General features: G+C 54.9%; 26 protein-coding genes. 10 read left to right on the top strand and 16 right to left on the bottom strand.

The genetic code is table 11. The features are described from left to right. Positions 1–52: 52 nt before the first annotated feature. The 5 genes from EKL30_RS07690 to EKL30_RS07710 all read left to right on the top strand — a co-directional run bounded on the left by EKL30_RS07690 (position 53) and on the right by EKL30_RS07710 (position 4,800). Positions 53–502, top strand: coding sequence for an Mth938-like domain-containing protein (locus EKL30_RS07690; RefSeq protein WP_126706644.1), 450 nt, complete (start codon positions 53–55; stop codon positions 500–502). Next, the gene (locus EKL30_RS07695) at positions 499–966 is read left to right on the top strand and encodes a peroxiredoxin (protein ID WP_126706645.1); all 468 of its coding nucleotides are present in this window, start codon (positions 499–501) and stop codon (positions 964–966) included. Before EKL30_RS07690 ends, EKL30_RS07695 begins: the two co-directional genes overlap by 4 nt. 80 nt (positions 967–1,046) lie before the next feature. Beyond that, on the top strand, positions 1,047–2,690 hold the full coding sequence (locus EKL30_RS07700; RefSeq protein ID WP_126706646.1) for a PhoH family protein: 1,644 nt from the start codon (positions 1,047–1,049) through the stop codon (positions 2,688–2,690). A 70-nt stretch (positions 2,691–2,760) separates the two neighbouring features. Next, entirely contained in the window at positions 2,761–3,771 is a 1,011-nt protein-coding gene (pdxA, locus tag EKL30_RS07705; protein ID WP_126706647.1) for a 4-hydroxythreonine-4-phosphate dehydrogenase PdxA, read from the top strand. A gap of 54 nt (positions 3,772–3,825) precedes the next feature. After that, on the top strand, positions 3,826–4,800 hold the full coding sequence (locus tag EKL30_RS07710; RefSeq protein WP_126706648.1) for a bile acid:sodium symporter family protein: 975 nt from the start codon (positions 3,826–3,828) through the stop codon (positions 4,798–4,800). On the opposite strand, the gene EKL30_RS07715 is transcribed toward EKL30_RS07710, so the two are convergent. The 9 genes from EKL30_RS07715 to EKL30_RS07755 all read right to left on the bottom strand — a co-directional run bounded on the left by EKL30_RS07715 (position 4,786) and on the right by EKL30_RS07755 (position 12,189). Continuing rightward, positions 4,786–6,165 carry a replicative DNA helicase gene (locus tag EKL30_RS07715; protein WP_370246242.1) on the bottom strand — a complete coding sequence of 460 codons (1,380 nt, stop codon included), beginning with the start codon at positions 6,163–6,165 and terminating at the stop codon, positions 4,786–4,788. The genes EKL30_RS07710 and EKL30_RS07715 overlap by 15 nt on opposite strands. A 122-nt stretch (positions 6,166–6,287) precedes the next feature. Continuing rightward, positions 6,288–6,743, bottom strand: coding sequence for a 50S ribosomal protein L9 (rplI, locus tag EKL30_RS07720; protein ID WP_126706650.1), 456 nt, complete (start codon positions 6,741–6,743; stop codon positions 6,288–6,290). 16 nt (positions 6,744–6,759) lie between these two features. Next, positions 6,760–7,032, bottom strand: coding sequence for a 30S ribosomal protein S18 (gene rpsR / locus EKL30_RS07725; protein ID WP_073108404.1), 273 nt, complete (start codon positions 7,030–7,032; stop codon positions 6,760–6,762). A 94-nt stretch (positions 7,033–7,126) separates the two neighbouring features. Beyond that, entirely contained in the window at positions 7,127–7,444 is a 318-nt protein-coding gene (gene priB / locus EKL30_RS07730; RefSeq protein WP_126706651.1) for a primosomal replication protein N, read from the bottom strand. A 23-nt stretch (positions 7,445–7,467) separates the two neighbouring features. Continuing rightward, positions 7,468–7,845: a 30S ribosomal protein S6 gene (gene rpsF / locus EKL30_RS07735; protein ID WP_126706652.1), complete on the bottom strand. Its 378-nt coding sequence runs from the start codon at positions 7,843–7,845 to the stop codon at positions 7,468–7,470. Positions 7,846–8,030: 185 nt separating this feature from the next. Beyond that, on the bottom strand, positions 8,031–8,903 hold the full coding sequence (folE2, locus tag EKL30_RS07740; RefSeq protein WP_126706653.1) for a GTP cyclohydrolase FolE2: 873 nt from the start codon (positions 8,901–8,903) through the stop codon (positions 8,031–8,033). A 114-nt stretch (positions 8,904–9,017) separates the two neighbouring features. After that, a complete protein-coding gene (gene dxs, locus EKL30_RS07745; RefSeq protein ID WP_126706654.1) occupies positions 9,018–10,907 on the bottom strand; it encodes a 1-deoxy-D-xylulose-5-phosphate synthase in 1,890 nt (629 codons plus the stop codon). A 77-nt stretch (positions 10,908–10,984) separates the two neighbouring features. Next, the gene (locus EKL30_RS07750) at positions 10,985–11,899 is read right to left on the bottom strand and encodes a polyprenyl synthetase family protein (RefSeq protein WP_126706655.1); all 915 of its coding nucleotides are present in this window, start codon (positions 11,897–11,899) and stop codon (positions 10,985–10,987) included. A gap of 2 nt (positions 11,900–11,901) precedes the next feature. After that, positions 11,902–12,189 (bottom strand): exodeoxyribonuclease VII small subunit, encoded by a 288-nt coding sequence (locus EKL30_RS07755; protein WP_370246243.1) that lies wholly within the window; start codon positions 12,187–12,189, stop codon positions 11,902–11,904. Positions 12,190–12,412: 223 nt separating this feature from the next. Here EKL30_RS07755 and EKL30_RS07760 point away from each other — a divergent pair, with 223 nt between their 5' ends. Continuing rightward, positions 12,413–13,564 carry an aromatic ring-hydroxylating dioxygenase subunit alpha gene (locus tag EKL30_RS07760; RefSeq protein WP_126706656.1) on the top strand — a complete coding sequence of 384 codons (1,152 nt, stop codon included), beginning with the start codon at positions 12,413–12,415 and terminating at the stop codon, positions 13,562–13,564. On the opposite strand, the gene EKL30_RS07765 is transcribed toward EKL30_RS07760, so the two are convergent. After that, on the bottom strand, positions 13,561–14,424 hold the full coding sequence (locus EKL30_RS07765; RefSeq protein ID WP_126706657.1) for a sulfurtransferase: 864 nt from the start codon (positions 14,422–14,424) through the stop codon (positions 13,561–13,563). The genes EKL30_RS07760 and EKL30_RS07765 overlap by 4 nt on opposite strands. Continuing rightward, on the bottom strand, positions 14,417–15,340 hold the full coding sequence (locus EKL30_RS07770) for a DMT family transporter (RefSeq protein ID WP_126706658.1): 924 nt from the start codon (positions 15,338–15,340) through the stop codon (positions 14,417–14,419). Before EKL30_RS07770 ends, EKL30_RS07765 begins: the two co-directional genes overlap by 8 nt. A 147-nt stretch (positions 15,341–15,487) precedes the next feature. On the opposite strand from EKL30_RS07770, the gene htpX reads away from it, so the two are divergent. After that, a complete protein-coding gene (gene htpX / locus EKL30_RS07775) occupies positions 15,488–16,369 on the top strand; it encodes a protease HtpX (protein ID WP_126706659.1) in 882 nt (293 codons plus the stop codon). A 28-nt stretch (positions 16,370–16,397) separates the two neighbouring features. Continuing rightward, positions 16,398–18,074, top strand: coding sequence for a Na/Pi cotransporter family protein (locus EKL30_RS07780; protein ID WP_126706660.1), 1,677 nt, complete (start codon positions 16,398–16,400; stop codon positions 18,072–18,074). 29 nt (positions 18,075–18,103) lie between these two features. Here the strand turns inward: EKL30_RS07780 and EKL30_RS07785 are convergent, their stop codons facing one another. Together EKL30_RS07785 and polA are read right to left on the bottom strand one after the other, a co-directional pair. Then, positions 18,104–18,892, bottom strand: coding sequence for a dienelactone hydrolase family protein (locus EKL30_RS07785; protein WP_126706661.1), 789 nt, complete (start codon positions 18,890–18,892; stop codon positions 18,104–18,106). Positions 18,893–18,929: 37 nt separating this feature from the next. Next, on the bottom strand, positions 18,930–21,647 hold the full coding sequence (gene polA, locus EKL30_RS07790) for a DNA polymerase I (RefSeq protein ID WP_126706662.1): 2,718 nt from the start codon (positions 21,645–21,647) through the stop codon (positions 18,930–18,932). 52 nt (positions 21,648–21,699) lie between these two features. Between polA and EKL30_RS07795 the strand changes: the two genes are divergently transcribed. Continuing rightward, positions 21,700–22,326 carry a TIGR00730 family Rossman fold protein gene (locus EKL30_RS07795; RefSeq protein WP_199748519.1) on the top strand — a complete coding sequence of 209 codons (627 nt, stop codon included), beginning with the start codon at positions 21,700–21,702 and terminating at the stop codon, positions 22,324–22,326. 58 nt (positions 22,327–22,384) lie between these two features. Here EKL30_RS07795 and EKL30_RS07800 read toward each other — a convergent pair whose 3' ends face one another. After that, entirely contained in the window at positions 22,385–23,152 is a 768-nt protein-coding gene (locus EKL30_RS07800; protein WP_126706664.1) for a glutathione S-transferase family protein, read from the bottom strand. Between the two features lie 78 nt (positions 23,153–23,230). Here EKL30_RS07800 and EKL30_RS07805 point away from each other — a divergent pair, with 78 nt between their 5' ends. Beyond that, positions 23,231–24,112 carry a LysR family transcriptional regulator gene (locus EKL30_RS07805; RefSeq protein WP_126706665.1) on the top strand — a complete coding sequence of 294 codons (882 nt, stop codon included), beginning with the start codon at positions 23,231–23,233 and terminating at the stop codon, positions 24,110–24,112. A gap of 62 nt (positions 24,113–24,174) precedes the next feature. On the opposite strand, the gene typA is transcribed toward EKL30_RS07805, so the two are convergent. Beyond that, entirely contained in the window at positions 24,175–25,995 is a 1,821-nt protein-coding gene (typA, locus tag EKL30_RS07810) for a translational GTPase TypA (RefSeq protein ID WP_126706666.1), read from the bottom strand. Beyond that, the gene (gene truB / locus EKL30_RS07815) at positions 25,992–26,747 is read right to left on the bottom strand and encodes a tRNA pseudouridine(55) synthase TruB (RefSeq protein ID WP_126706667.1); all 756 of its coding nucleotides are present in this window, start codon (positions 26,745–26,747) and stop codon (positions 25,992–25,994) included. Before truB ends, typA begins: the two co-directional genes overlap by 4 nt. Positions 26,748–26,752 lie beyond the last annotated feature (5 nt).

Below are 26,752 nucleotides of genomic sequence, written 5' to 3' on the forward strand. Positions count from 1 at the left end.
TCTCGCACGATCAGCCGCAACCTGGCGATCCCTAGAATTCTGGAGTTTCTGCGTGCAATTACAAAGCGAATCTAATCCGGCGCTGAACACGGTAACCGCGTACGGAGAGGACTATATCGAGATCAATCAGATTTCGTATGGGCATGCCGTGCATTTCGCGCCTGAAGGCGAAATTCATGCCTGGTCAGTCAAGACTGTTCAAGACATAAGCGCCGATGTGCTGCGTGCCCTGGCCGGACTCAGCGACACCACCCCTGATCCTATGGCTTTCTTGCATGGGAATGTTGCAGCGCAAAAACCCGAAGACGCCCCCGAGGTACTGCTGATAGGTACGGGGCTAAAGCAGCACATGCTGCCTGCCCATATTACCGGCCCTTTACTGGCAATCGGTATAGGCGTGGAAGCGATGAGCACCCAGGCAGCGGCGCGTACCTATAATATTCTAATGTCCGAGGGACGCCGCGTAATTGCCGCCCTTCTACCCCTTCAGGAAAACGCATGAGCGAAGTCGCAGTTGGCCAGGCTGTACCATCCTTTACGGCCGTCAGTACACACGGTGAGCTCAGTACAGAATCCTTGCATGGCCGTTCAGTCGTTCTGTATTTTTATCCCAAGGACAGTACCCCCGGTTGTACTAGCCAAGCGCAAGGATTCAGAGACCTGTACCCGAACTTTGCTGCTGCAGGGTGCGAGATCGTAGGAATATCTCGTGATTCGCTTAAATCACATGCGAACTTCACCGAAAAACAAAACCTGCCTTTTCCGTTGATTTCCGACCCTGACGAGACCCTCTGCCAGTTGTTCAACGTCATGAAACTGAAAAATATGTACGGTAAACAGGTACGAGGAATAGAACGCAGTACATTCCTGGTTAACAAGCAAGGGGTTTTGGTAAAGGAATGGCGTGGCCTGCGAGTTGCTGGCCATGTTGACGAGGTATTGCAGGCCGCCCAAGAGCAGGCCTGAAGCACTTCTTTCCCAGACTGCCTGGCAACCAAGACCGTTTTCCGCATTCACTTTCAAGTCCGTCCAGGAGCACACACTTTATGCCGCTACCTAAGTTGCCAACCCGTATGGGAGCCATGGTCACTGCTGACGCCTACCGCGAGGCGGCCGACGCGTCAGAAGTTGCAGAGGCTCCCGCAGCTGCCATCACGCGTGAGCCGCAGGCCAAACGTGAAGCACAAGCCAAGGCAACATCACTTCCAATCGCCCCTCCGGTACCGGAGCCGCCCACGTTGGCGGTAGTCACTTCCCGGCCGGCCAAGAAGACTCGCCTGCCCGTGGCCAAGCGCAAGATGTTTGTGCTGGACACCAACGTGTTGCTGCATGATTCGAACTCCCTATTCAAGTTCGAGGAACATGACATTTTCCTGCCCATGATCGTATTGGAAGAACTCGATCATCAGAAGAAAGGTATGTCCGAAGTTGCGCGTAATGCCCGTCAGGTCAGCCGTTTTCTGGACGGTCTGGTGGCAAATTCCAACGAGCTCGATAAGGGCGTATCGTTAGACGCCGTGGGCAATGTGGAAGCATTGGGCAAGCTCCATTTTCAGACCACGGCCCTGTACTCGACCTTGCCCATAGAATTGCCACCGGGCAAGGCCGACAACATCATCCTGAATGTAGTCCACGCCCTGCAGGCGGTATATTCGAAACGCCAGGTTGTCCTGGTATCGAAAGATATCAATATGCGACTCAAGGCACGTGCTTTGGGCCTGCCCGCCGAAGACTACCTGAACGATCACGTCCTGGATGACTCCGATCTGCTTTATGACGGCGTGATGCCCTTGCCCGAGAATTTTTGGGCAAAGCATGGCAAAGACGTTGAGTCCTGGCTACAGGGCGGCACAACTTACTATCGAATAAAAGGGCCTTTGTGCTCCGAGTTCATTGTCAATGAATTCGTGTATTTCGACGGTGAGCTTCCACTTCAGGCACAGGTAAAAGAGGTCAGCGGCACAAGCGCGGTATTGGCCACCCTACGCGACTACAGTCATGGAAAAAACAACGTATGGGGCATTACGGCGCGCAATCGCGAGCAAAACTTTGCCTTGAACTTACTGATGAACCCTGACTGCGATTTCGTATCATTATTGGGACAGGCTGGAACCGGAAAAACATTGCTTGCCCTTGCCGCAGCGCTGACACAGACCTTGGAAACCAAGCGATATAACGAAATCATCATCACCCGGGCGACGGTTCCGGTTGGCGACGATATCGGCTTCTTGCCCGGCACCGAAGAAGAAAAGATGCTGCCCTGGATGGGGGCCCTGGAAGACAACCTCGAAGTCCTGCACCTGGGTGCCGGCACGGGCGAATTTGCTCCTAACACTGGCGGCCAAGACTGGACTAAAAGCTCGACCATGGAACTCATCCGGTCGCGAATCAAGGTAAAGTCCTTGAATTTCATGCGCGGGCGCACGTTCTTGAACAAGATGCTGATTATTGACGAGGCACAAAACCTCACACCCAAACAGATGAAAACCTTGGTCACGCGTGCTGGGCCTGGAACAAAGATCGTCTGCCTGGGCAATATTGCCCAGATTGACACTCCGTATCTCACCGAAGGCAGCTCCGGGCTGACTTACGTCGTCGATCGTTTCAAGGGTTGGCCGCATGCCGGTCACATTACACTGCAGCGCGGCGAGCGTTCACGGCTGGCCGACTACGCCAGCGAAGCCCTCTAAAGGCCAAGGCATTCGTTCATCCGCTTCAACAGCCCGGGCAAAACGCCCGGGTTTTCTTTACACTGCCAGCATGAGCCTTACTACGTCATTACCGATAGGATTCACCATGGGCGATGCGGCCGGCATTGGACCCGAGATCATCGTGAAAGTCTTCGCTGCCGGCTTGCCCCATCCTGCCCTGGTCTATGGCGATGCCGCTATTCTGGACGCGGCAATCAGAAAATTAGGCTGGTCTGAGACGATGCGGGTCGAGACGGTAAGTGACGCCGAACTGACCGTGAATCGGGCCGGGGTCATTCCGGTACTGAATCGCTGGCAAGCCTTGCCTGCCGATTTACCACCAGGCCAGCTAAGCGCGGCGGCAGGCCGGGCCGCCTACGAATACCTGTGCCACGCCATTGATGACGCCCAGGCCGGCCGATTACGCGCCATCGTGACTGCTCCGCTCAACAAGAAAGCCATGCAGGCTGGCGGCGCCGATTACCCAGGCCACACTGAGATTCTGGCTGAACGCACCGGAACGTCGCACTATGCCATGATGCTGGCCAATCCCGAACTGCGAGTCATTCTGGCCACCATTCACGAACCGCTTGCCAATGTCTCGTCGCTCATTACTTTCGAGACTGAACTCAATACCATACGCTTGGCACATCAGGCTTGTCAGCAAGCCGGGATCGCGAGCCCGCGCGTAGCCGTAGCGGGCCTTAATCCTCACGCTGGCGAAGACGGACGTTTTGGGAAAGAGGAATTGCACGTGATCACTCCCGCCATCGACCAGGCCCGCTCCGAAGGAATCAATGCAAGTGGGCCGTGGCCGGGCGACACCATATTTATGCGCGCCCGTAACAACGAGTTTGATATCGTGGTGGCTCAATACCATGATCAGGGGCTGATACCGGTCAAATACCTGGGAGTGGATCATGGGGTCAACGTGACCGTTGGGTTGCCGTTCGTACGTACCAGTGTCGATCACGGCACCGCTTTCGACATTGCCGGCCAAGGCATCGCAGATGCCACTTCCTTACGCACGGCGTACGACTTGGCGCTAGTCATGACGCCTGACAAAGGCGCTTGCCTGTGAACGAAGACTGCAGTTCTTCAGCTCTAAGCCCCCTAACAACCCGAATTTGATCGAATGAAGCCACGCTTTTCAATTGACCCCTTCCTTGTAAAATTATTTCTCGCCATCCTGTTGGCCAGTTTTATTCCTGCCCACGGCATAGGAAAACCTATTTTCGGCTGGGCGACGAACCTGGCGATTGCATTGTTGTTTTTCCTTCATGGCGCACGCCTGTCGCGAGAGGCCATCATTGCCGGGGCCTCACATTGGCGCCTGCACAGTACGATATTTGCGGTGACCTTTCTCGTTTTTCCGGCATTGGGCCTTCTGGCAGGACCGCTATTCAGGCCCTATGTCACCGCCGATCTTTACACCGGCATTTTGTTCCTGTGCTGCCTGCCCGCAACGGTGCAATCAGCCATCGCCTTCACGTCGATCGCGCGCGGCAATGTTCCCGCTGCCGTTTGCAGTGCTTCGGCATCAAGTCTTCTTGGCGTATTCATCACCCCGATATTAGTTGGACTTGTTCTGGCGGGAAGCAATGCGGCGAATCTGCCCTTTTCTTTCAACTCGATCGGTAAGGTCATGCTGCAATTGCTCCTGCCTTTCGTGCTGGGGCAGCTTGCCAGACCATGGATAGGCGCATGGGTCATCAAACGCAATCGGATGCTCAAAGTCGTCGACCAGGGATCCATTCTACTGGTGGTGTACACCGCATTTTCCGCAGCCGTTATCGGCGGACTCTGGTCAAATACGCCCTTGTCGTCACTGATAGCGCTGGTTATTATTTCTTTGATCTTGCTGGGACTGGTGCTGGCGATGGCTTTGATACTCGGGCGCCTGTTCAAGTTTGCCCTTGAAGACCGTATCACCCTGATCTTTTGCGGATCCAAGAAAAGCCTGACTAGCGGCATCCCGATTGCCAACATTTTGTTTGCCAGCAGTGCAGTGGGTGCCGTGGTGTTGCCGGTGATGATTTTTCACCAGATACAGCTTATTGTCTGCGCAATGATTGCCGGGGCGTTTGCACGGCGCTTATCCCATTCCTGAGGTGAAGTTCAAGAACCTGGTGCTGGCGCCCTGGAAGGTAAGGCGCACGCTTCCGATTGGACCGTTACGTTGCTTGCCTACGATGATCTCGGCCGTACCTTTATCCGGAGAATCGGGGTTATAGACCTCGTCCCGGTAGATAAACAGAATCAGGTCGGCATCCTGCTCGATAGCACCAGATTCCCGCAAGTCGCTCATTACGGGGCGCTTGTTAGGACGTTGTTCAAGACTGCGGTTCAGCTGCGACAAGGCGATTAGCGGACACTGAAGTTCCTTTGCGAGCCCCTTAAGCGAACGACTGATTTCCGATATTTCGGTCGCACGGTTTTCCCCAGAGGAATTGGCCGACATCAATTGCATGTAATCAATAATGATCAGGCCCAGCTGGCCGCATTGGCGCGCCAGCCGCCGAGACCGGGCCCGCACTTCCATCGAAGTTAAAGCCGGCGTCTCGTCAATGTATATCTGTGCTTCTTGTACTTGCTGGACGGCATGGGTTAACTTAGGCCAGTCATCGGCCGTTAGCTTGCCGGTGCGCATGCGGTGCTGGTCCAGCATTCCGACCGAACCGACCATACGCATTGCCAATTGCACTGCACCCATTTCCATCGAGAACACCGCCACGGGCAAGCCCTGCTCGATCGCAACGTGCTCGCCGATATTCATCGAAAACGAGGTTTTGCCCATGGAAGGCCGCCCGGCCACAATAACCAGATCACCCGCTTGCAGACCAGAAGTCATGCGATCGAGATCGGTAAAGCCAGTGGGCACACCTGTGATATCGGAATCACCCTCGCGATGATAAAGCTCGTCGATTTTCTCGACGACCTGGGTGAGCAAGGGCTGGATATCCTGGAACCCTGTCGTGCCGCGTGACCCTTCTTGAGAAATCTGAAAAACGCGGGACTCGGCTTCGTCAAGCAACTGACGAGCTTCCTTGCCTTGCGGGTTGAAGGCCGCAGCGGAAATTTCGTCGGCCACCGACACCAGTTTACGCAACATGGACCGTTCGCGAACAATTTCGGCATAGCGTCGGATGTTTGCGGCCGATGGCGTGTTATGCGCCAGGGCATTCAAATAGGCCAGCCCGCCTACTTCGTCCGATTTTCCAGCACTAGCCAGGGATTCGTTGACCGTCACCACATCGGCTGGCCGCGCCAATCCGATCAGGCGGGTAATATGTTGCCATATGATTTTATGGTCGAAGCGATAGAAATCGTCTTCGTTGAGCACATCGGTGATACGGTCCCAGGCAGCATTATCCAGCAACAGACCGCCCAACACGGATTGTTCGGCCTCGACCGAATGTGGGGGAACGCGCAAATAGTCTAACTGCGCGTCGCTGCTTTTCTTCTTGCTGTCCAAATCCATACTCCGGAACAAACCTGATCAAAAAATGCAGAAAGCCGGTATACACCGGCTTTCTGTTTCATGCGGGCGAGGTGTACATTCCAGAACCAAGGAATGTACCACGTGGCTGATGTGAATCAGGCCATTTCGCCTTGTACACGTACCGTGATATCCACTACGACATCGGCGTGTAAAGCAATGGAGACGGGGAATTCGCCAACTGCTTTGAGCGCGCCGTCGGGCAAACGCACTTGCGATTTTTCGACGGTAGTGAAACCTTCACGGCTCAGGGCCGCAGTGATGTCCATGCTGGTTACCGAACCGAACAGGCGGCCATCAACACCGGCCTTCTGGGAAACAGTAAGCACCAGGTTAGCCAGCTTTTCACCAGTAGCCTGTGCAACAGCAAGCTTGTCAGCCTGGATCTTTTCGAGTTCCGCACGGCGGGCTTCGAATTCTTTCAATGCGGTTTCGGTAGCACGGCGGGCAATTCTCTGGGGAATCAGAAAGTTGCGAGCGTAACCGTCGCGTACACGGACAACCTCACCGAGGTTACCCAGATTAACGACTTTTTCGAGCAGAATAACTTGCATGACGATAGGCCCCGGATTAGTTGTGGTTATCGGTGTAAGGCAACAGAGCCAGGAAGCGCGAACGCTTGATAGCTGTGTCCAACTGACGTTGGTAATGTGCCTTGGTACCGGTTAAGCGGGCAGGAATGATCTTGCCATTTTCCTGGATGAAATCACGCAAGGTATCGAGATCTTTGTAATCGATTTCGTCAACATTGGCGGCTGTGAAACGGCAGAATTTGCGACGTTTGAACAGCGGGTTTTGTTGCGTGAACTTGCGTTTTTCTTTGCCTTTTTTGAAGAAAGCCATAATGTGCCTCTTTAATGTTTGGGCTTAGCCCAAGCTGTATGGTCCATGCATCGAGCGTTTATTCGCTCGCGCAGTAATTTGCCATGAATTCCTGCTACACAACGGCGCTTGCGCCGCCGGCAAAAACCCGATTCGCCTGTTGTATATGCAACACCAACTTATTTGAGCCCTTGCGAACGGGGGCTAAAAAACCCTCTATCGACATGGACGCACCCAAGGGGGTATCGGCCAACAACAAAGCGATGTCTCCCAGAGCAACGGCAGAAAGTACCAATTCGATCCGGCGCATATGACCGGCTTCCTGGACTTCTGATTCGTGAGTGAGCATCATTTCAACTGCGGGCAAGCCCGCTGGGGTATACCGTAACGGCTTGACCTCCAGGGCTGTAGCAGTCAAAAAAATCTGATTCACGCTGTAGCTCGAGACACAGGCCCTTATTCCGATTGTGTTGCCGGTGCGGCTTCTGTGCTTGCCTTACGGGCCTCTTCGCGCTCGACCGACTTCATCATCAACGAAGGCGCTGTATGCGCTTTCTTGGTCTTGATAAGCAGGTGGCGCAAAATGGCGTCGTTGTACCGGAACGAGTGATCGAGTTCGTCGAGCACTGTCTGGCCGCATTCGATGTTGAAGCAAACGTAATGCGCTTTTACAAGCTTCTGAATGGGATAAGCCAACTGGCGGCGACCCCAGTCTTCGAGACGATGAATCTGGCCACCATTGCTGGTGACCACAGCCGAATAGCGTTCGATCATGGCAGGCACTTGCTCGCTTTGATCGGGATGCACGATAAACACTACTTCGTAGTGACGCATAAACTACACTCCTTGTGGATATCTTTTAACCAAGACCCAAATAACGGGGATCAGCCAAAAGGAACAGCCCGCCCTTATGTCGTTATAACCGCGACAAAGAGAGTCGAGCAAGAAACAACCAAGCATTTTAGCACGCGGCCCCATGCGCCGCAATATCATTACGCTGACCGCTGGAAATGTCTGAATCAGCCTTCAACCACTGCATACGCAGAATGGTTATGTATGGATTCAAAGTTTTCAGCCTCGATCTTGAAGCGCTGCATACCAGGCAGCTTTTTTAGCTGCACTGCGACGTCGCGCACGAGATCTTCAACAAATTTGGGGTTTTCATAAGCCCGTTCCGTTACGAACTTTTCGTCACCGCGCTTTAGCAAGCCCCATAGCTCGCACGAGGCCTGCTGTTCAATTGAGCGTATCAAGGAATCGACGTCCACACACGAGGGGTCGTTAAAGACCACGTCGACGGTAATATGCGAACGCTGATTATGCGCGCCGTATTCGGAAATCGCTTTGGAACATGGGCATAAACTGGTAACGGGCACCAGTACGGAAAGCTGGAACTCGACAGCAGGCTGGCCCATTTCGGGGGACATCAGTCCGTCCGAAACCAGACTGCCAACGTCCGGCTGGGTAGCGTCGCCGTTCTGCACCCGTGCTGTCCATTTGACTTCATAGTCCATCAGGCTGGCAACGCCTGACACCGGAGCGACTTTCATCATGAAATAAGGAAACGATGCAGCCATGTCGCCTTTCTCGGCATTCAAAAGCGTAAGCATTGCATCGCCCATCTCGCAAAATAGCGCGGGCGTCATGGGCGTTTGCCGGTAGCGTTCCAGCAAGGCGACAAAACGCGACATATGCGTCCCCTTCTCGTGCGCCGGCAAAGCGACCGTAAGCTCCCAAGTTGCAACGGTCGGGAGCGCATCGCCAGCGGCTGCGGCGATCATCATAGGGTGGCGCACGCCACGGACCCCCACGCGCTCGATGGCAATGTGACGGGTATCGACGCTGCTCTGCACGTCGGGCATGGCAACAGCAGAATCAATCAGAATATTCATTATAAAAGCCTGTATGGCGGTCGTCGGACGACGAACACGCGTTTGCGGTTAACACTGCATTATGCGACACATAACGGCCGCATAACCCTATTAACCCTAATGATATTAGGTATTTTAACTGGCGACCGACGTTAGGCGCGGTGGAAGCAGAGATGAAAACCGTTGCCGGATCGAACGCATCACGCCTGGCCCATCTAGCCCCAGTTCGCTAAGAATGACCGCTTGCTCGCCATGATCAATAAACTGGTCCGGAAGGCCTAGCAGCTGAACTGGCCGGTCGATTCCTTGGGAACTGAAGAATTCCAGCACTGCGCTGCCTGCCCCGCCCATGATAGCGGCCTCCTCGATCGTGACAAAGCCCTGGTGAGTTTCTGCCAGGCTTGCCAAAAGAGCTTGGTCGAGCGGCTTGACGAAGCGCATGTCGACAACGGTGGCATCAAGTTCGGCGCCCGCTTGCAAAGCCGCACCCAACAATGTGCCGAACGCCAAAATGGCGATGCTCTTGCCTTGACGCCTTACGATGGCCTTGCCGATCTCTATCGTATCAAGGCCGGAGTGCACTTCGGCGCCACAGCCAGCGCCACGAGGATATCGGACCGACGCCGGGCCCGGGTGCTGATAACAAGTGCTGAGCAATAAACGGGCTTCGTTTTCGTCAGACGGCGTTGCGACCACCATATTGGGAACGCAGCGCAGAAATGCAATGTCGTAGTTGCCGGCATGTGTAGCGCCATCGGCGCCCACGATGCCCGCTCTGTCGAGGGCAAACGTTACGTCGAGATTCTGCAATGCCACGTCGTGAATCAACTGGTCGTAGCCCCGTTGCAAAAATGTCGAATAGATGGCGACCACAGGCTTCTGGCCTTCGCACGCCAAGCCGGCGGCGAACGTTACCGCATGCTGCTCGGCGATGCCTGCATCAACATAACGCATTGGAAAGCGTTGCTCGAACTCGACCATGCCGCTGCCTTCGCGCATGGCCGGAGTAATACCGAACAGGCGGGTATCGGCTTGCGCCATATCGCACAGCCAGCGCCCGAACACTTGCGTAAACGTTTGCCGCGCAGGCGCCTTCGACTTCTGAATACCGATGCTGGGATCGAACTTACCGGGGCCGTGATACAGAACGGGATCGGCTTCCGCCAACTTATAGCCCTGCCCCTTTTTGGTGACCACATGAATAAACTGCAAGCCCCCCAGTTCACGCAAGTTTTCCAGCGTGGGTACCAAGGCATCAAGATCGTGACCATCGATGGGGCCAACGTAATTGAAGCCAAGCTCTTCGAATAAGGTCGCCGACGAGACCATGCCTTTCGCATGTCCCTCGAAACGTCGTGCCAGTTCGAGCACCGGAGGCACATGCTGAAGTACCGCGCGCCCGACATTCTTGGCGGCAGCATAGAACTTACCCGACAGTAACCGGGCCAGATAATGATTTAGCGCGCCGACGGGCGGCGATATCGACATATCGTTATCGTTCAGCACTACCAGCACATTGACGTCCGGCATGACGCCCGCATTATTCAAGGCCTCAAAGGCCATACCTGCTGTCATGGCGCCATCGCCGATCACCGCAATATGCTGACGCCGGTCCAGACCAGCATTGCGCGACGCCACTGCCATACCCAGTACGGCCGAAATTGACGTCGACGAATGTGCCGTTCCGAAAGCGTCGTATTCGGATTCGCTACGTTTTGGAAAGCCGGAGATGCCTTCTTTTTGGCGCAAGTGCGCCATTTGATCGCGCCTGCCAGTCAGTATTTTGTGGGGATATGATTGATGCCCGACATCCCAGACGATGCGATCATCTGGAGTATCAAATACATAATGCAAGGCAATAGTCAACTCTACCGTACCAAGATTCGATGAAAGATGACCACCGGTTTTCGAGACGGACTGCAGAACGAACTCGCGCAATTGTGTAGCGATCTCTTTGAGCTCGCGTCGATCAAGCTGGCGCAGATCGGCCGGAAATTGAATTTTTTCAAGAGAGACGTTGGTCATACAAGTTATAGAGTCGTGTGCAAAGAGCAGTTTAGACTGTCAACAATAACAGCAAGCGGAGCAGGACGATACCGGGATCAGCGGTCGCGCCCCACAATATAGTCGGCGATGCCTGCCAAACGCCCTGCGGAAGGGCCTAACGGCAGCAAGGCAGCGTGTGCCTGGTCGCGCAGCGATTGAAGCAATTGGCGCGAACCATCAAGCCCCATGATGGAAACATAAGTCGGCTTGTTTTCCGCCGCGTCTTTTCCGGCGGTTTTGCCCAGAGTAACCGTGTCAGAGGTCACGTCCAAAATATCATCGACGACCTGAAAAGCCAAACCCATGGCTGCAGCGTAACTTTCCAGCCCCGTGCGCGTCGCGGATCCAGCTCCAGCAACGATGCCCCCCAGCAAAACGCTCGCCTCGAGCAGGGCTCCGGTTTTCATCCTGTGCATCTGCTGCAGTTGCTCACTGACAAGAATCTGGCCGACGCTATCGCAGTCGATAGCCTGCCCCCCTACCATCCCGAGACTACCGGTAGAACGTGCCATCAATTGGGTAGCCTGAACAATCAACGCGGGCGCGATAGGCATCATTCCAAGCAATTCAAAAGCCAAAGGCTGCAAAGCGTCTCCGGCCAGCATAGCGGTCGCTTCATCGAACTGCACATGCACCGTTGGCCGTCCGCGACGTAAGGAGTCATCGTCCATGCAGGGTAGGTCGTCGTGCACAAGAGAATAGGCATGGATCAGCTCAACCGCCGCGGCAGCATGGTCGAGTGCAATGCGTTGCGCTGAAGTTTCAGAGCCCGGTTGCAGCGATGCCTCGCCGGCTGCATAAACCAGCAGAGCACGGACTCGTTTTCCGCCGCCTAAGACAGCATAACGCATCGCCTCGTGCAATCTTTCCGGCACGATCGAGGCAGGCGGTAAAAACTGCTCGAGTACGCTTTCGATATGCTGGGCGCGCTCTGGAAGCCAGATAGAAAAATCAAGCGAGTGTTGCGGCATCCTTATTCCTCGTCGCCTGCAGGAGTGTCGGCCAAGGGTTTCAGCAAATTGCCTTGCAACACCTTCACTTGCTGCTCTGCCTGATCCAGCCGCTTCTGACAAATTTTGGCCAGTTCGACCCCCTTCTCATAAGCAGCCAAGGACTGGTCCAGGGCCAATGAACCATTTTCCATTTGAGCTACCAATGCCTCGAGCTGCGCCAGGGCAGTTTCGAAATCTTGGGGTAATGCCGCGTTGCCGACGGAAGGCATACCCGTTGAAGGCGTTTCGTCCAAATTCTTTTCAACCATGATCTTGTTCCAGAATATAAGCGTGCCGTAATGCCGCACTTTTCTTTGAATCCACGTCAAATTGTACGAGAAGCGCGGAAAATTGCTGAGGCGGGACCCTTGCCATTGTTTTGCAACATTCAAGTCGGGTACAATTTCTGCTGCTCGAATTTCATCGGCCAGGCCTTTTTTTTCTTCGCACCAGGATCACTCCTCCTGGTTTCATCACCGCGGGGGGGGAACTATGACCGACATCGGTCGAGAAGCACATATCGCGCCGGCGCAAACGCAATTGTCAGTTAGCAGCTATTTTGACGACACCATATTTGCCCGGGAAAAAGAACTCATTTTCAAGAACTCTGCCCTATATATAGGACATGAGAAACTCGTACCCGAGGTGGGTGACTGGCGCACACTTTTACATGAAAATGCCGGTCGAGCACTGGTACGCGGCCCACAGGGTGTCGAACTACTTTCAAATGTATGTCGTCACCGGCAGGCCATAATGCTGGGAGACCTGGCGGGCGACGCCTCGAAGAACACGATATCTAGCGGAAATCTGCGCGACACGGGTGGAAATATCGTGTGTCCGGTTCATCGCTGGACTTACAGCAAGCAGGGACAACTTTTAGGGGCTCCACAGTTTCCCGAAACACCCTGCATGAACCTGCAAAAATTCACACTGAAAAATTGTCACGGACTGCTATTCGAAGGGCCTCGCGACCCTGCCCACGACATGGCGGCGTTGTTCAACCAGCCTGAATTCGATTTTTCGGATTACGTGCTGGACCACATAGAAATTCATCGGTGTCATTACAACTGGAAGACCTTCATCGAGGTTTATCTTGAAGATTACCATGTAGGTCCTTTTCACCCGGGGCTCGGGAAATTCGTTACCTGTGATGATTTAAGCTGGAAATTTTCCGACTGGTACAGTTTGCAAAAGGTCGGGGTGCATAAATCATTGAGCCAGCCCGGCACCGAAACCTATCGCGAATGGCACGATCGCCTCATGGACTATCGCGGCGGCGAATCGCCAAATTTCGGGGCGGTATGGGTAACTTATTTCCCAACGCACATGATAGAGCTTTATCCGCATGTGCTTGTGTTGTCTACCTTGCACCCGGTTGGGCCGCAGGAAACGGTCAATATCGTCGAGTTTTATTATCCCGAAGACATCGTGGCCTTCGAGCGCGAATTCGTACAGGCTCAGCGCGCGGCATATATGGAAACCGCTATCGAAGATGACGAAATCGCCGAACGGATGGATGCCGGCCGAAAGGCTTTATTACAGCGCGGCACCAACGAAGTCGGACCCTATCAGTCACCAATGGAAGACGGCATGCAGCACTTCCACGAATGGTACCGACGCCAAATGGGCGGCGGCCACCCCTAAGAGCGCGCCACCGGGCGCGCTGGGTCGCTGCACCACTCGCTCCAGGAACCCGGATACAACGCCGAGCCTGACAAACCTGCAAGCTCCATAGCGAAAAGATTGTGGCACGCTGTAATACCAGAGCCGCACTGATGCACGACACGTTCAGGCGCAACGCCATGCAGCAAGGTCTCGAAATGGCGGCGCAGTTCCATGGGCGATCTGAAACGCCCATTTTCTTGTAAATTGAGACTACTGGGGTAATTCAGCGCTGCTGGTATGTGCCCCGCTACCGGGTCCATGGGTTCGACTTCACCCCTGAATCGTTCGGTGGCACGGGCATCGATCACCGTGAACCGCGGCTTATCGATGTTCTCGAGCACTGCCTGGGCATCAACCGTCGGCATGGCAGCCTGATCGGGGTAAGAGGCGTCGGGCAGTGCCTGCGCCTCGAACGCTTTGGGCAGGTTGATACCTTTTTCAATGGGGCCAGCCGCCCCGACCCATGCTGACCAGCCGCCATCAAGGACCAGAATTTTTTCATGTCCGAGCCAGCGTAGCATCCACCAAAGATGTGCCGCGAACATACTATTTCCCCCATCGTAAATAACGACCTGGGATTGGGGGCTGAGCCCTTGCGTACGCATGAATGCAGCAAAGTCGGTGCGAGCCGGCAAGGGATGGCGACCATTCCTGCCTGTTTTAGGCGCCGATAATTGACGTTCGTGATCGAGGTAAAGAGCCCCAGGGATATGCCCTTGCTCGTAGGCTTGCCGACCGGCCTGATGGTTGATCAGATCATGTCTTACGTCGAAAATCAGCCAGCCTGGGCAGGATATTTTTTCGCGTAGTTCGTGGGCTTCAATCAATAAATCAGACACGTCTGACCTCCGGTTCTTCGGTTTGCAGGGTGGCGGCCTGAACAGCTGCCGTATTTTGACCGCGCATGACGCGATCTTCACTATAAGTTCGCCAGATGGATAATATTCCGGATGCGATGATTAATGCCATTCCGCTCCAGGCGATCACATCTGGCAAATCGTCCCAAAATACCAGTCCCAGCATGGCGGCAAAAATAATGGTTGTATATTGGAGTGCCGCGGTCAGTAAGGCGGAACCCAGTCCGAAAGCACGCGTCATGGCGAGCTGTCCAACCAGCCCCAAGACACCGACCCCGCCCAAGGCCAGCCAGGCGGCGATATCAATGTTATGCCAACCTTCGGCAGCCAGGCCGATCACACTGGACAAGCACACACAGCACGAAAAAATCAATACGGTGCGCCACTCTGGTTCGCCAACGCGCCCCAATTCGCGTATCTGCATCATGGCAATGGCCGATAAGGCTCCCGCTGCGAGGCCAACGCCCGCTGCCACCCAGTGATCCGCCCCTATGCTGGGGCGCAGTACGGCAACGACACCTAGAAAGCCAAGCAATACGGCGATAATACGGACAGGGTCGCGTTGCGATCCGCCACGCGCCAGCATCCAACCCGCAATGAATAAGGGAGCCGTGTAATTAAGACTAATCGCCGTCGACAGCGGCAAATGAGCGATGGCATAGAAGCTGAGCCACATGGATGTAACGCCAGAAGCGTTACGCCAAAAATGCAACTTCCAGCTGGGGGGCCTTAGGCTTCGGCGAGTGACCCGGGCCCAGAAAACAATAAGCAGCACCGAAGGTATGCCACGAAACAACACCACATGCGGCAGAGTGGCCCCATAATCAGAGGCGACTTTCACGCAGGCCCCCATGCCAGCAAACATGATACTCGCCAGTAACATCCACAGAGACTGCATGCAATCGACCGAAGTTGAGTTTTAAACCAAAGTCGATACTATACTCTGCACTTTTCCAAATTTACGGTTGGGTATGCTTTAAATATGGGAACTGGCCTCCATATAGATAGTCAAAGCCCATTGCTTGCTCGCGGAAACCATATATATATGAAACGAATCTTCTTATTCTTGCTTACCAACGTCGCCGTCATGGTGGTACTTAGTGCGTCCATGAATGTACTTGGCGTAGGCCGCTACCTTACTGCCAACGGCCTGGACCTCACCCAATTGCTGATTTTTTCAGCACTCATTGGATTCACCGGCTCCATCATCTCGCTGTTGATCAGCAAATGGATGGCAAAACAAAGTACGGGCGCACGGGTCATCGACCCCCAGGCACCCGCCACCCCTCAGGAAGCCTGGCTCGTTGACACAGTACACCAATTAGCCGACCGCGCCGGCATAGGCCGCCCCGAGGTAGCGATTTACGACGGAGCCCCCAACGCGTTCGCCACCGGCGCCTTCAAGAACGATGCGCTTGTCGCCGTCTCTACTGGCTTGCTCAGCAGCATGACTGAAGAGGAAGTCGCCGCCGTACTGGGCCATGAGATCGCTCACGTCGCCAATGGCGACATGATTACGCTTACCTTGATCCAGGGTGTGGTCAATACCTTTGTCGTTTTCTTCGCGCGCATCGTCGGTTACTTCGTGGACCGGGCAATTTTCAAAAACGACCGAGGTGTTGGCGCCGGGTACTACATCACGGTAATCGTCTGTGAAATAGTATTTGGGGTGCTGGCTTCGATCATCGTTGCCTGGTTTTCGCGCCATCGTGAATACCGCGCGGATGCCGGATCGGCCAGCTTGCTTGGTTCGCGAGAACCCATGATCCGTGCTCTAGCTCGCTTGGGCGGCGTCCAAGCCGGTGAATTGCCAAAGGCCTTTCAGGCATCAGGCATCTCGGGAAATCGCTCGATCAGCGCAATGTTTGCTTCGCATCCACCCATCGAAGCACGAATTCATGCCTTGCAAGTAGCACCGCACGTTTAAGTTCTAATGGCTGGTTTATGATGCAGCCATGAAAGAACTATTTGCTATCCTGAACTTCGGCGGCTACATAGCATTATTGCTATGGGGCGTGCACATGGTACAAACCGGAGTTCAGCGAGCATTTGGTACGGCACTGGGCGTATGGATGGGACGGGCATTAGGCACGCGCATGCGTGCCTTATTCACTGGTTTGGCCATTACTTCGGCTATACAAAGCAGCACGGCTACAGGCCTGATGATCACGAGCTTTGCTGCGGGCGGCATGGTTGCCTTGGCACCAGCACTGGCCGCCATGCTGGGCGCCAATGTCGGAACCACCATCATTGTCCAGTTATTGTCATTCAACCTCACAGCGTTGGCCCCGGCCTTCATACTGGTGGGTGTATGGTTGTTTCGCCGACATCAACCAAGCCGCCGACGCGATTTAGGGCGCGTCTTCATCGGACTGGGCCTGCTGCTGCTGGCCCTGCATGAACTCGTTCTGCTATTTAGCCCCTTAAAAGATGCCGAGCTGCTTAAGATTCTGCTTGACGCGTTAAGCGATCAACCCGTTATCGCATTGCTATTGGCTGCTGTGCTGACGTGGGCGGCGCATTCCAGCGTGGCAGTCGTGGTGCTGATCATGTCCCTTAGCACCCACCATCTGGTAGATGCGCCCTTGGCGTTTGCCCTGGTATTGGGCGCAAATCTGGGCACAGCGATCAATCCCATTCTTGAGGGCGGCAGTGCCGAAGATCCTGCTACGCGCCGATTACCACTGGGCAATCTAGGCACCCGGGTGGCCGGCTGCGTGCTGGCCTTGATGATATTACCGTGGCTGCCTTCCATGATGAGCATGCTGACACACGATTCGGCGCGTGCAGTGGCAAATTTCCATACCCTTTTCAATATTGTCATCGCGCTGATCTTCCTGCCGTTGCTCACCCCCTATTCGCGGCTGATGATACGGCTGCTGCCAAAGCGGGCCGACCCGAACGATCAATCGCGTCCTTTGTACCTCGATGAGCTGGCACACGAGGTGCCGGGCATAGCGCTGGGCAACGCCGCGAGGGAAGCGTTACGCCTGGCCGATATGCTGCAGGGCCTGCTTGGCATGGCACGCGCCGCCTTCTTACGCGATAATCGCCATCGGCTGGCCCAGGCGCGCTACCTTAACAGCGCCATCGATCGACTCGACCGACTGATCACGACCTACTTGGCAACGCTGGATCAGGATGCCATGAATAAAGAAGATCATCGTCGGCGCGATGAAATTCTGGCATTCTCTGCCAATATCGCTCACGCTGCCAGCATGACCACGAGCGGTCTGCTCGGGCACGCTGCCGCACTTTACAAAAAGGGGTGGTCGTTCACGAATCAACAACGGGAAGAACTTACCGAGGTGCTTGACAGACTAATACGCAACCAGCGCCAGACAGCCGCACTGTTCGTATCTGAAGACATCAAAAGCGCAAGATACCTTGCGTTTGAAAAGGACCACTTCCGGGAGCTGGAAAGCAGTGCCGCAGATCAGCACCTTCGAGACATAAAGTCCGGACGTCTCGACCAGGCAGAAGTCGGCTCGTTTTATCTGGACATTTTGCGCGATGTAAAAACCATCAATTCGTACATGGTGGAAGCCTCAGCGTATCCTATCCTCGCGAAAAACAACGAACTACTGCCCAATCGCCTGCGCGATAATGGCGATGCCCCGGAATTGGCGTAAACCAAAGCGCGAGATCGCCTTACCCTCGATCAGACCAAATACTTCTTGAACCAGGAAAGGGCCTTTAACCACGCATCCTGCGCATCGCCAGCGTTATAGCTAGGACGGTAATCAGCATAGAATGCGTGACCCGATTCTGGATAGACAACGACTTCTGAAGCCCGAGCGGCGGCACTTCCCGTCTTGAGTGCGTCTTGCATGCGCCGGACGTCGGTAAGCGGAATACTGGCATCCTGGCCGCCGTACAAGCCAAGTACCGGCGCCTTTAGCTCGTTGGCGATATCAATTGGGTTTCTACGCTGTAGGGGCCCATGACCCACCGCCAGTTTTCCGTACCATGCGACGCCTGCTTTGCAGTCAGCATTATGAGCCGCATACATCCACGTTAGTCGGCCACCCCAACAAAATCCCGTGACCCCGATGCGGGCGCTGTCGGCGCCCTGTGTTTCGGCCCACTTGACGCTCGCATCCAAATCGGCGAGCACCTGTTCGTCCGGCACCTTCGATACGATGTCATTGATCAGCATTGACATGTCACTGTACTGAGCGGCATCGCCCTGACGGTGATACAAATCAACCGCAACGGCCATATATCCTTGCCGGGCAAAGCGCCTGCAGACATCCCGAATGTGCTCGTGCAGACCAAATATCTCTTGGATAACCAGGATGAGCGCAGGCCGCGCCTTGTCGGCAGGCGCGGCAAAATACGCGGGGATGGTGCCATCGAAGGTAGGCATATCGACCACCCCGTGGCGCAACCCCTCGGTGGTGGTATGTATCGCAGTTTCGGCACTTCCGGTGATCGAAGAATAGGACATGAAATCTCCTTAATTATTGGGCGGCTTTGGATACCAATTAGTGGGCCTGTTCCCAATTGGGGCCGACACCGACTTCGGCCACCAGTGGAACGCTAAGGGTAGCGACCTTGCACATCAGGTCGGGCAGGTGCTGCACTACGATTTCAACTTCGTCGGTCGGCACATCGAATACCAGTTCATCGTGTACCTGCATAACCATAAGCGTGCCCAGCCCTTGAGCCTCGATCCATTCCTGTGAGGCGACCATGGCCATTTTTATCAGATCAGCTGCGGTCCCCTGCATGGGAGCATTGATCGCCGCACGTTCCGCGGCAGCCAGCCTCGGCCCCTTGGCCCCACGTATTTCTGGCAACCACAAGCGCCGCCCGAATACGGTTTCCACATAGCCCAGTTCCCGAGCCATGCGCCGCGTTTGTTCCATGTAAGCGGCGACCCCGGGGTAGCGAGTGAAATACCGATCAATATAGGCTTTGGCAGCATCGCGCGTTATGCCCAGGCTAGACGCCAGGCCGAATTCCCCCATGCCATAGATCAAGCCAAAATTAATCGCCTTGGCCGCCCTGCGCTGCTCTGGCGCGACATCGGCCAGCGCTACCCCAAAAACCTCTGCAGCCGTCGCCCGATGGATATCTTCTCCAAGCTCGAACGCGCGGCATAGATTCTCGTCATCGGAAACGTGCGCCATGACGCGCAGTTCGATTTGCGAATAATCGGCCGAGATAATTTGCCCCTTGGTCGCAACGAAGGCGGTGCGTACTCGTCGCCCTTCGGGATTGCGGACCGGTATGTTCTGCAGGTTCGGATCCGAAGATGCCAGGCGCCCCGTAATGACAGCGGCCTGGGAATACCGAGTATGAACACGACCTGTGGCCGGATTGATCATCTTGGGGAGTTTATCGGTGTACGTCGACTTGAGCTTGGCCAAGCCGCGATATTCCAGCAGCAATTCGGGCAGAGGATAGTCACGCGCCAGTTTGCTTAATACATCTTCGTCAGTCGACGGTGCGCCACTGGCGGTTTTACGAATCACCGGCAACTTCATTTGCTGAAACAGGATTTCCCCCAGCTGCTTGGGTGAATTCAAGTTAAAGGGCTGACCGGCGAGTTCATACGCTTTGTTCTCGAGAGCAATAAGTTGCTGGCCTATTTCGTGGCTTTGCATGGCAAGCACATGGGCATCGATACCCACCCCGTTCCGCTCTATGACGGTAAGTACTCGAGATGCCTTGATTTCCAACTGGTATATCGATTCAAGACCGGGGTCTTTAGCGACCTGTGGACGCAACACGTGATGCAGTTGCAGCGTGAAATCAGCGTCCTCGCTGGCATAGTAAGACGCCTTGTCAACGTCGACCTCGTCAAAACAAATCTGCTTGGCGCCTTTACCACATAGGTCTTCGAACGTAGTGCCGGTACGGCCCAGCCAGCGCTGGCCCAATTCCTGCATATTGACCCGTTTATGCGATTCGAGCACATACGCCTGAAGCATGGTGTCTTCAGTGATGCCGGCCAGAATGATGCCCTCGTTGGCAAAAACATGGCTGTCATATTTAGCGTTGTGCAGCAGTTTGGCAGCCGAAGAATTTTCCAGCCAAGGCCGCAGCCGGGCGAGGACTTCGAGCTTAGGCAGTTGCAGAACCCGATCGGGCCCGCGGTGGCCCACCGGGATATAGCAGGCCAAACCCGGTACAATAGAAAGTGAAACGCCAACGAGCCTGGCCAACATTGGGTCGATCGAAGTCGTTTCGGTATCAAGCGCTACCAGGTCAGCCGCTTCGATCTGTGCCATCCAGCGATCAAAGTGATCCCAGTCCAGAATGGTTTCATAACGCGTCTCTAGCGGAGCCTCTGGCACATGGGCGGCCTGCCGGCTGTCTTGAGTCGGGATGCGGTCGCTCTCGCCGCTAAGTTCGCGGAGCCAATTGCGAAAGCCATAATTGTCGTACAGCTTAAGCAGGACATCACGGTCCAGAGGTTTGGGCATAAGATCGGCAAGCCCATGCGCCAGCGTGGGGATTTCACAGTCTGTCTTAACGGTAAGTAACCGCCGGGTCATGTCGAAATTTGGCAACGCTGTACGCAAGTTATCGCCAACCACCCCCTTAATGGCCGCCGCATTCTGTACCAGTGCGTCGATCGTTTTATATTCAGTAAGCCATTTGACGGCAGTCTTCGGACCCACTTTCGGTACCCCGGGGATGTTATCGACCGCATCGCCAGTCAGCATAAGCAGATCGACGATTTGATCGGGGCCTACCCCGAATTTGGCAATAACACCGGCGACATCCTGCCGTTCATTGGTCATGGTGTTGACAAGTTCAACATCGTCGTTCACTAGCTGCGCCAGATCTTTGTCGCCTGTGGAGATAATAGTGTGGACGCCTTCCAGGGTCGCACGCAAGGCCAGTGTGCCGATGATATCGTCGGCTTCGACCCCGGGCACGGCCAGCACAGGCCATCCCAGCGCGATTACAGCCTGATGGATAGGCTCGATTTGTGCTGCTAGCTCGTCAGGCATAGAGGGCCTATGCCCTTTGTATAGGGGATAAATGTCGTCCCGGAACGTTTTGCCTTTTGCGTCGAACACGCAGGCTGCGTAGTCGGCCTTGTAATCAAGCACGAGTCTCCTTAACATGGAGATGACGCCATAGAGCGCGCCAGTGGGTTCACCCTTGGCATTCCTAAGGTCTGGCATTGCGTGATAGGCTCGATACAAATAACTGGACCCATCAACGAGTAACAAGGTTTTTTTCATGTTAAACAATAAAGTAGTACGTATGCCGGCTGCACAGCAGATTCCCGGGATTATGTCAGAGATGCAGAAAGCTGCTGATACTCTGGAAGAAATTGGTTGGGGCGTAAGCATTTTCGGCAGCGCCCGCATTAAGCCGGATTCACCCTATTATGCATTAAGCGAAGCAGTGGGCGCGCGTTTGGCGAAAGCCGGGCTGACGGTGATTGCCGGCGGCGGCCCGGGCATCATGGAGGCCGCGAACAAAGGGGCATTCGAGGCCGGCGGCAAAAGCGTGGGACTTAATATCAATCTACCCCACGAAACCTCGAACAATCAATACCAGACTCACAGCTTGGCCTTCGATTATTTCTATTCTCGAAAGGCGACTTTTTTCATGCATAGCGCTGCTTACATTGCTTTACCCGGCGGGTTCGGCACGTTGGACGAATTGTTTGAAGTGCTTACCCTGGTCCAGACACGTAAAGTTCCCCCGGCTCCGATTATCCTTATCGGAAAATCATTCTGGGCAGGGCTTATTGAATGGGTCGAGCACAACTTACTGGCCAACAAACTGATCGGACCACACGACCTTGAATTGCTTACGATCACCGACGATCCCGATGTCGTCATGCAGCACATTGAAGCGTTTTGCGTTCAGTTTGCGGACCAACTTACGTATGCCCCGGCTCTTCCGGAATAAGTCAGTGAATAAGCGTTCCGGCTTACTACAATCGGGTGCCCTTCACGACAACCTCAGTCTAAACAAGCCGCGACAACGCCGAATTTCGGGCACGCAAGAAATCACGTAATTGCTCCGGGTACTGTTCATGGACTGCCTCGCGCACGGACGGGCGCTTGGCGAGTTGCGCGCGCCATGCACCGACCTTAGGTAGCGCATCGAAAAACCGAAAGTCTTTGACCGCATCGAACACATCGAAATACCGGAATACCGGGCCAAATACGGCGTCGACCAAGCTGAAGTTGCTTCCATCGAAGAAGGGGCCTGTGCCAAGCGCCGCTTCAAGTTGTTCTAGGCGATGCCGGATCTGCCGTCCCTGAATCGCCATGCCGTCAGCCTCTTTGGCGTTGTAGAAGGAACCAATGGTGTTGAGCAGAGACGAACTGAACTCCATCCATGCACGATGCTTTGCACGCGCCATGGGCGCGTCTGGGTGCAAACGGGGACCAAAGGTCTCATCGAGATACTCGCAGATGACCGCCGATTCGAAAATCGCTTCGCCATGCACCAATAGCACCGGCGTCTTCCCCAGCGGCGAATAGTCAAGGAACCACTCCGGCTTGTGAGCCAGATCTACATCCCGGCGCTCGAACGGAACTCCTTTTTCGCTAAGTACGATGGCGGCGCGCTGCACGTAGGGGCACAGGATATGACTGATCAGCGTGATTGGCGTAGTCAGTTGTACGGTCACCCCGTCTCCTGAAGCTGCACGCGCGAGGCGGCCACTGGGGTTGATAAGGCGTGCGTCGTTGTCAGTTGCGGCGACATAGGTGTGTGGCTGATTCATTGCATTTCCAAGATTCAGTTGAAGTACCAATAATGTAATATTGCAACTACGCAATAGAAATAGGCATCAGTACATCGAATGATTGCAAAAACGCAATTTAAGCTCAGCGCGGCAGATCTTGATGTCATCCTGGCGGTGCTACGCTCGAGACACTTGGCCGGTGCCGCGGAACGCCTAGGGATCGATGCCTCGACGGTTTTCCGCTCGATCCGACGTGTAGAGCGCGGCCTAGGGCAGCGGCTGTTCACACGATCGCGTGCGGGCTATGCGGCCTCGGAACTCGGGCAATTCCTCGCCGAGCACGCTGAAAAAATGGAAACACAATTGGAAAGAGCACGGTCGGCGGCACAAGTCGCCCCGGAGCTGGTATCCGGCACGGTGCGCATCACCACCACGGATACGATTCTGCACGGCCTGATCGCACCTGCCCTCAAGGAACTGGAAGCGCTCCACCCTCTGCTAACGTACGAGCTCCATACTGGCAATGAACTCACCAGCCTGACCCGGCGTGACGCCGACATCGCGGTGCGCGCCACCAAACGCCCTCCTCCGCATCTCGTGGGCAAACATGTCGGTCCGATTCGGGTGGCGTTATTCGCCGCAACAAGTGGCCCGGTGCATTGCTACCAGGATGTGGAGGCCGGTAATGCTCCGTGGATTGCACCCGACGATGCGCTGCCGGAGCATCCCTCCGTGGTGTGGCGAGGGCGGCGCTTTCCCAAAGCCTCTGTGCGCTACCGCGTGGGCAGCATCCTGACGGTGATGGAACTGGTGGCGGCTGGGCTGGGCGTTGGCGTGCTGCCCATCTTCCTGGCGCAAGCGCGTACCGATTTGATTCAGCTGACCGACATCATTGAAGAATGCCAAACCGAACTTTGGCTTCTTACCCATCCCGAGTCGCGGCACCTTCGGCGAGTGTCCACGGTATTCAGGCACTTGTCCGAAACCCTGGTGCTGTAAAAAAACATAAAAAAAACCGCTACTCATCTTGCAATGATGTAGCGGTTTCTTGCTAAGTGCGATTAAGCACTATCGCGCGAACTGCGACGACGTTCGTGTTCTAGCAAGAAGCGCTTGCGCAAACGTATGGATTTTGGCGTCACTTCAACGAGTTCGTCGTCTGTAATGAATTCCACCGCATATTCCAGTGACATTTGAATGGGCGGAACCAGATCGATATGCTCGTCCTTACCCGAAGAGCGTACGTTGGTCAGCTTCTTTTCCTTGATTGGATTAACCACCAAGTCATTATCGCGACTGTGGATACCGATAACCATGCCTTCGTAGACGGGATCCTGCGGTGAGACGAACATGCGGCCGCGCTCTTGCAGTTTCCATATGGCATAGGCAACCGCTGTGCCATCATCTTGACTGATCAGCACACCATTGCGACGCTCGCCGACACCACCTTCACGCAGAGGACCGTAGTCGTCAAAAATGTGGCTCATCAAGCCGGTGCCGCGGGTAAGGGTAAGGAACTCGCCCTGCAGTCCGATCAGGCCGCGAGCAGGAATACGGTATTCCAGACGCGTACGGCCACGACCATCAGCTACCATATCAAGCAGATCGCCCTTGCGACGGCCCAGCTCTTCCATGACCCCGCCTTGATGCGGATCCTCGATATCTACGGTCAGCAGCTCGTATGGCTCGCAGCGCACGCCGTCGATTTCTTTGTACACGACTCGTGGCCGCGACACGGCCAGCTCGTAGCCTTCCCGGCGCATATTCTCGAGCAAGATGGTCAGGTGAAGTTCACCACGGCCACAGACTTCGAAAACGGTATCGTCGTCGGTCTCATTAACACGCAAGGCCACATTGGACTTGAGTTCACGATCCAGGCGCTCGCGCAACTGGCGGCTGGTAACAAATTTTCCCTCGCGACCTGCCAGAGGCGACGTGTTAACCATGAAATTCATCGTTAGGGTCGGCTCGTCGATGCGCAGCATAGGCAAGGCTTCGGGATTCGCCGGATCAGTGATAGTGCAACCAATACCGATTTCATCGATACCGTTGATCATCACAATGTCGCCAGCTTCGCCTTCGTCAACCAGCACCCGCTCAAGACCCTTGAACTTTAGAACCTGGTTGATACGGCCTTTCATCGCCGCGCCATCGGGGCCGAACTTAACAACCACCTCTTGGCCTGCGCGAATACGCCCGCGATTAATACGGCCAACACCAATTTTACCGACGTAAGTGCTGTAATCCAGAGTGATGATCTGCATTTGCAATGGACCTTCAGCGTCATCTTCACGCTGGGGCACATATTTCAGGATGGCATCAAACAACGGGCGCATGTCGCCTTCGCGGACGTCTTCTGTAAGACCCGCATAGCCGGCCAATCCCGATGCATAAATAACTGGAAAGTCGAGCTGGGCTTCGGTTGCACCCAGCTTGTCGAAAAGATCGAACGTCGCATTGATGACAAAATCGGGGCGCGCACCATGCCGGTCGACTTTATTGACAACGACGATAGGTTTCAGGCCTAAAGCCAAAGCCTTGCGCGTCACGAAACGCGTTTGAGGCATTGGACCTTCGACTGCGTCCACCAATAGCAAAACACCGTCAACCATCGACAGCACCCGTTCTACTTCACCGCCGAAGTCGGCGTGTCCCGGGGTATCAATAATATTGATATGCGTACCTTCATACTCGGCCGAGCAGTTCTTGGCCAAAATAGTGATTCCGCGCTCTTTCTCGATGTCGCCAGAGTCCATGACTCGTTCCGTCAAGTGCTCGTTGTCACGGAACGTTCCGGACTGACGCAGCAATTGGTCTACGAGTGTGGTTTTGCCATGATCGACGTGGGCGATAATCGCCACATTTCGCAAAGCACGATTCATAATTCATCCTTCTGTTTAAGGGGTGCTGGCAATAAGCCAGCGGGCAAGGCATCTAGTGCGATTAAGGTAGTTTGAGGTGCAGACATAGCTTGCAGGGCTTCCAGTTCGACAGCATCGTCGAGATTGAAAGGCCCCACGCTGATGCGGCGCAAAGCCGTCAGATGGGCGCCACAGCCAAGCTGGCGACCTATGTCTTGCGCAAGAGTACGGATATAGGTGCCTTTGCTGCACTGAACCACAATTTGCGCCTCAAGCCCGGTAAAGCTCAAGAGTTCCAGTTTGTAAATCGTGACAGGCCTGGGGGGCCTGTCGAGTTCTATACCCTGACGGGCGTATTCATACAACGGCTTTCCGTCGCGCTTAAGTGCCGAGTACATAGGCGGGATCTGCTGGATTTCGCCACGAAAATCCTTAAGCACGTCTTCTAGCTGACTTTGCGTCGTCCCATTAAAACCGGACTCGGCGGTAAAAACAATATTGCCGGTAAGATCGCCGGAATCGGTTTCTTCTCCGAATCGCACCGTCGCCACATAGCCCTTGTCGGCATTGAGCATACTTCCGGCAATTTTAGTGGCACGCCCCAGGCAACATACAAGCAGTCCTGTTGCGAAAGGATCCAGCGTTCCGGTGTGTCCGGCTTTGCGAGCATCTAGCGCCCGCTTGGCGCGTTGCAGGGCGTGATTACTGGACAAACCTTCTGGTTTGTCCAGCAACAGGACACCGTCGAGCAACTGCCCGCGTCGGGAAGCCATCGTTT

The organism is Candidimonas sp. SYP-B2681 (genome assembly GCF_003971065.1).
Classification (GTDB): domain Bacteria; phylum Pseudomonadota; class Gammaproteobacteria; order Burkholderiales; family Burkholderiaceae_B; genus Pollutimonas.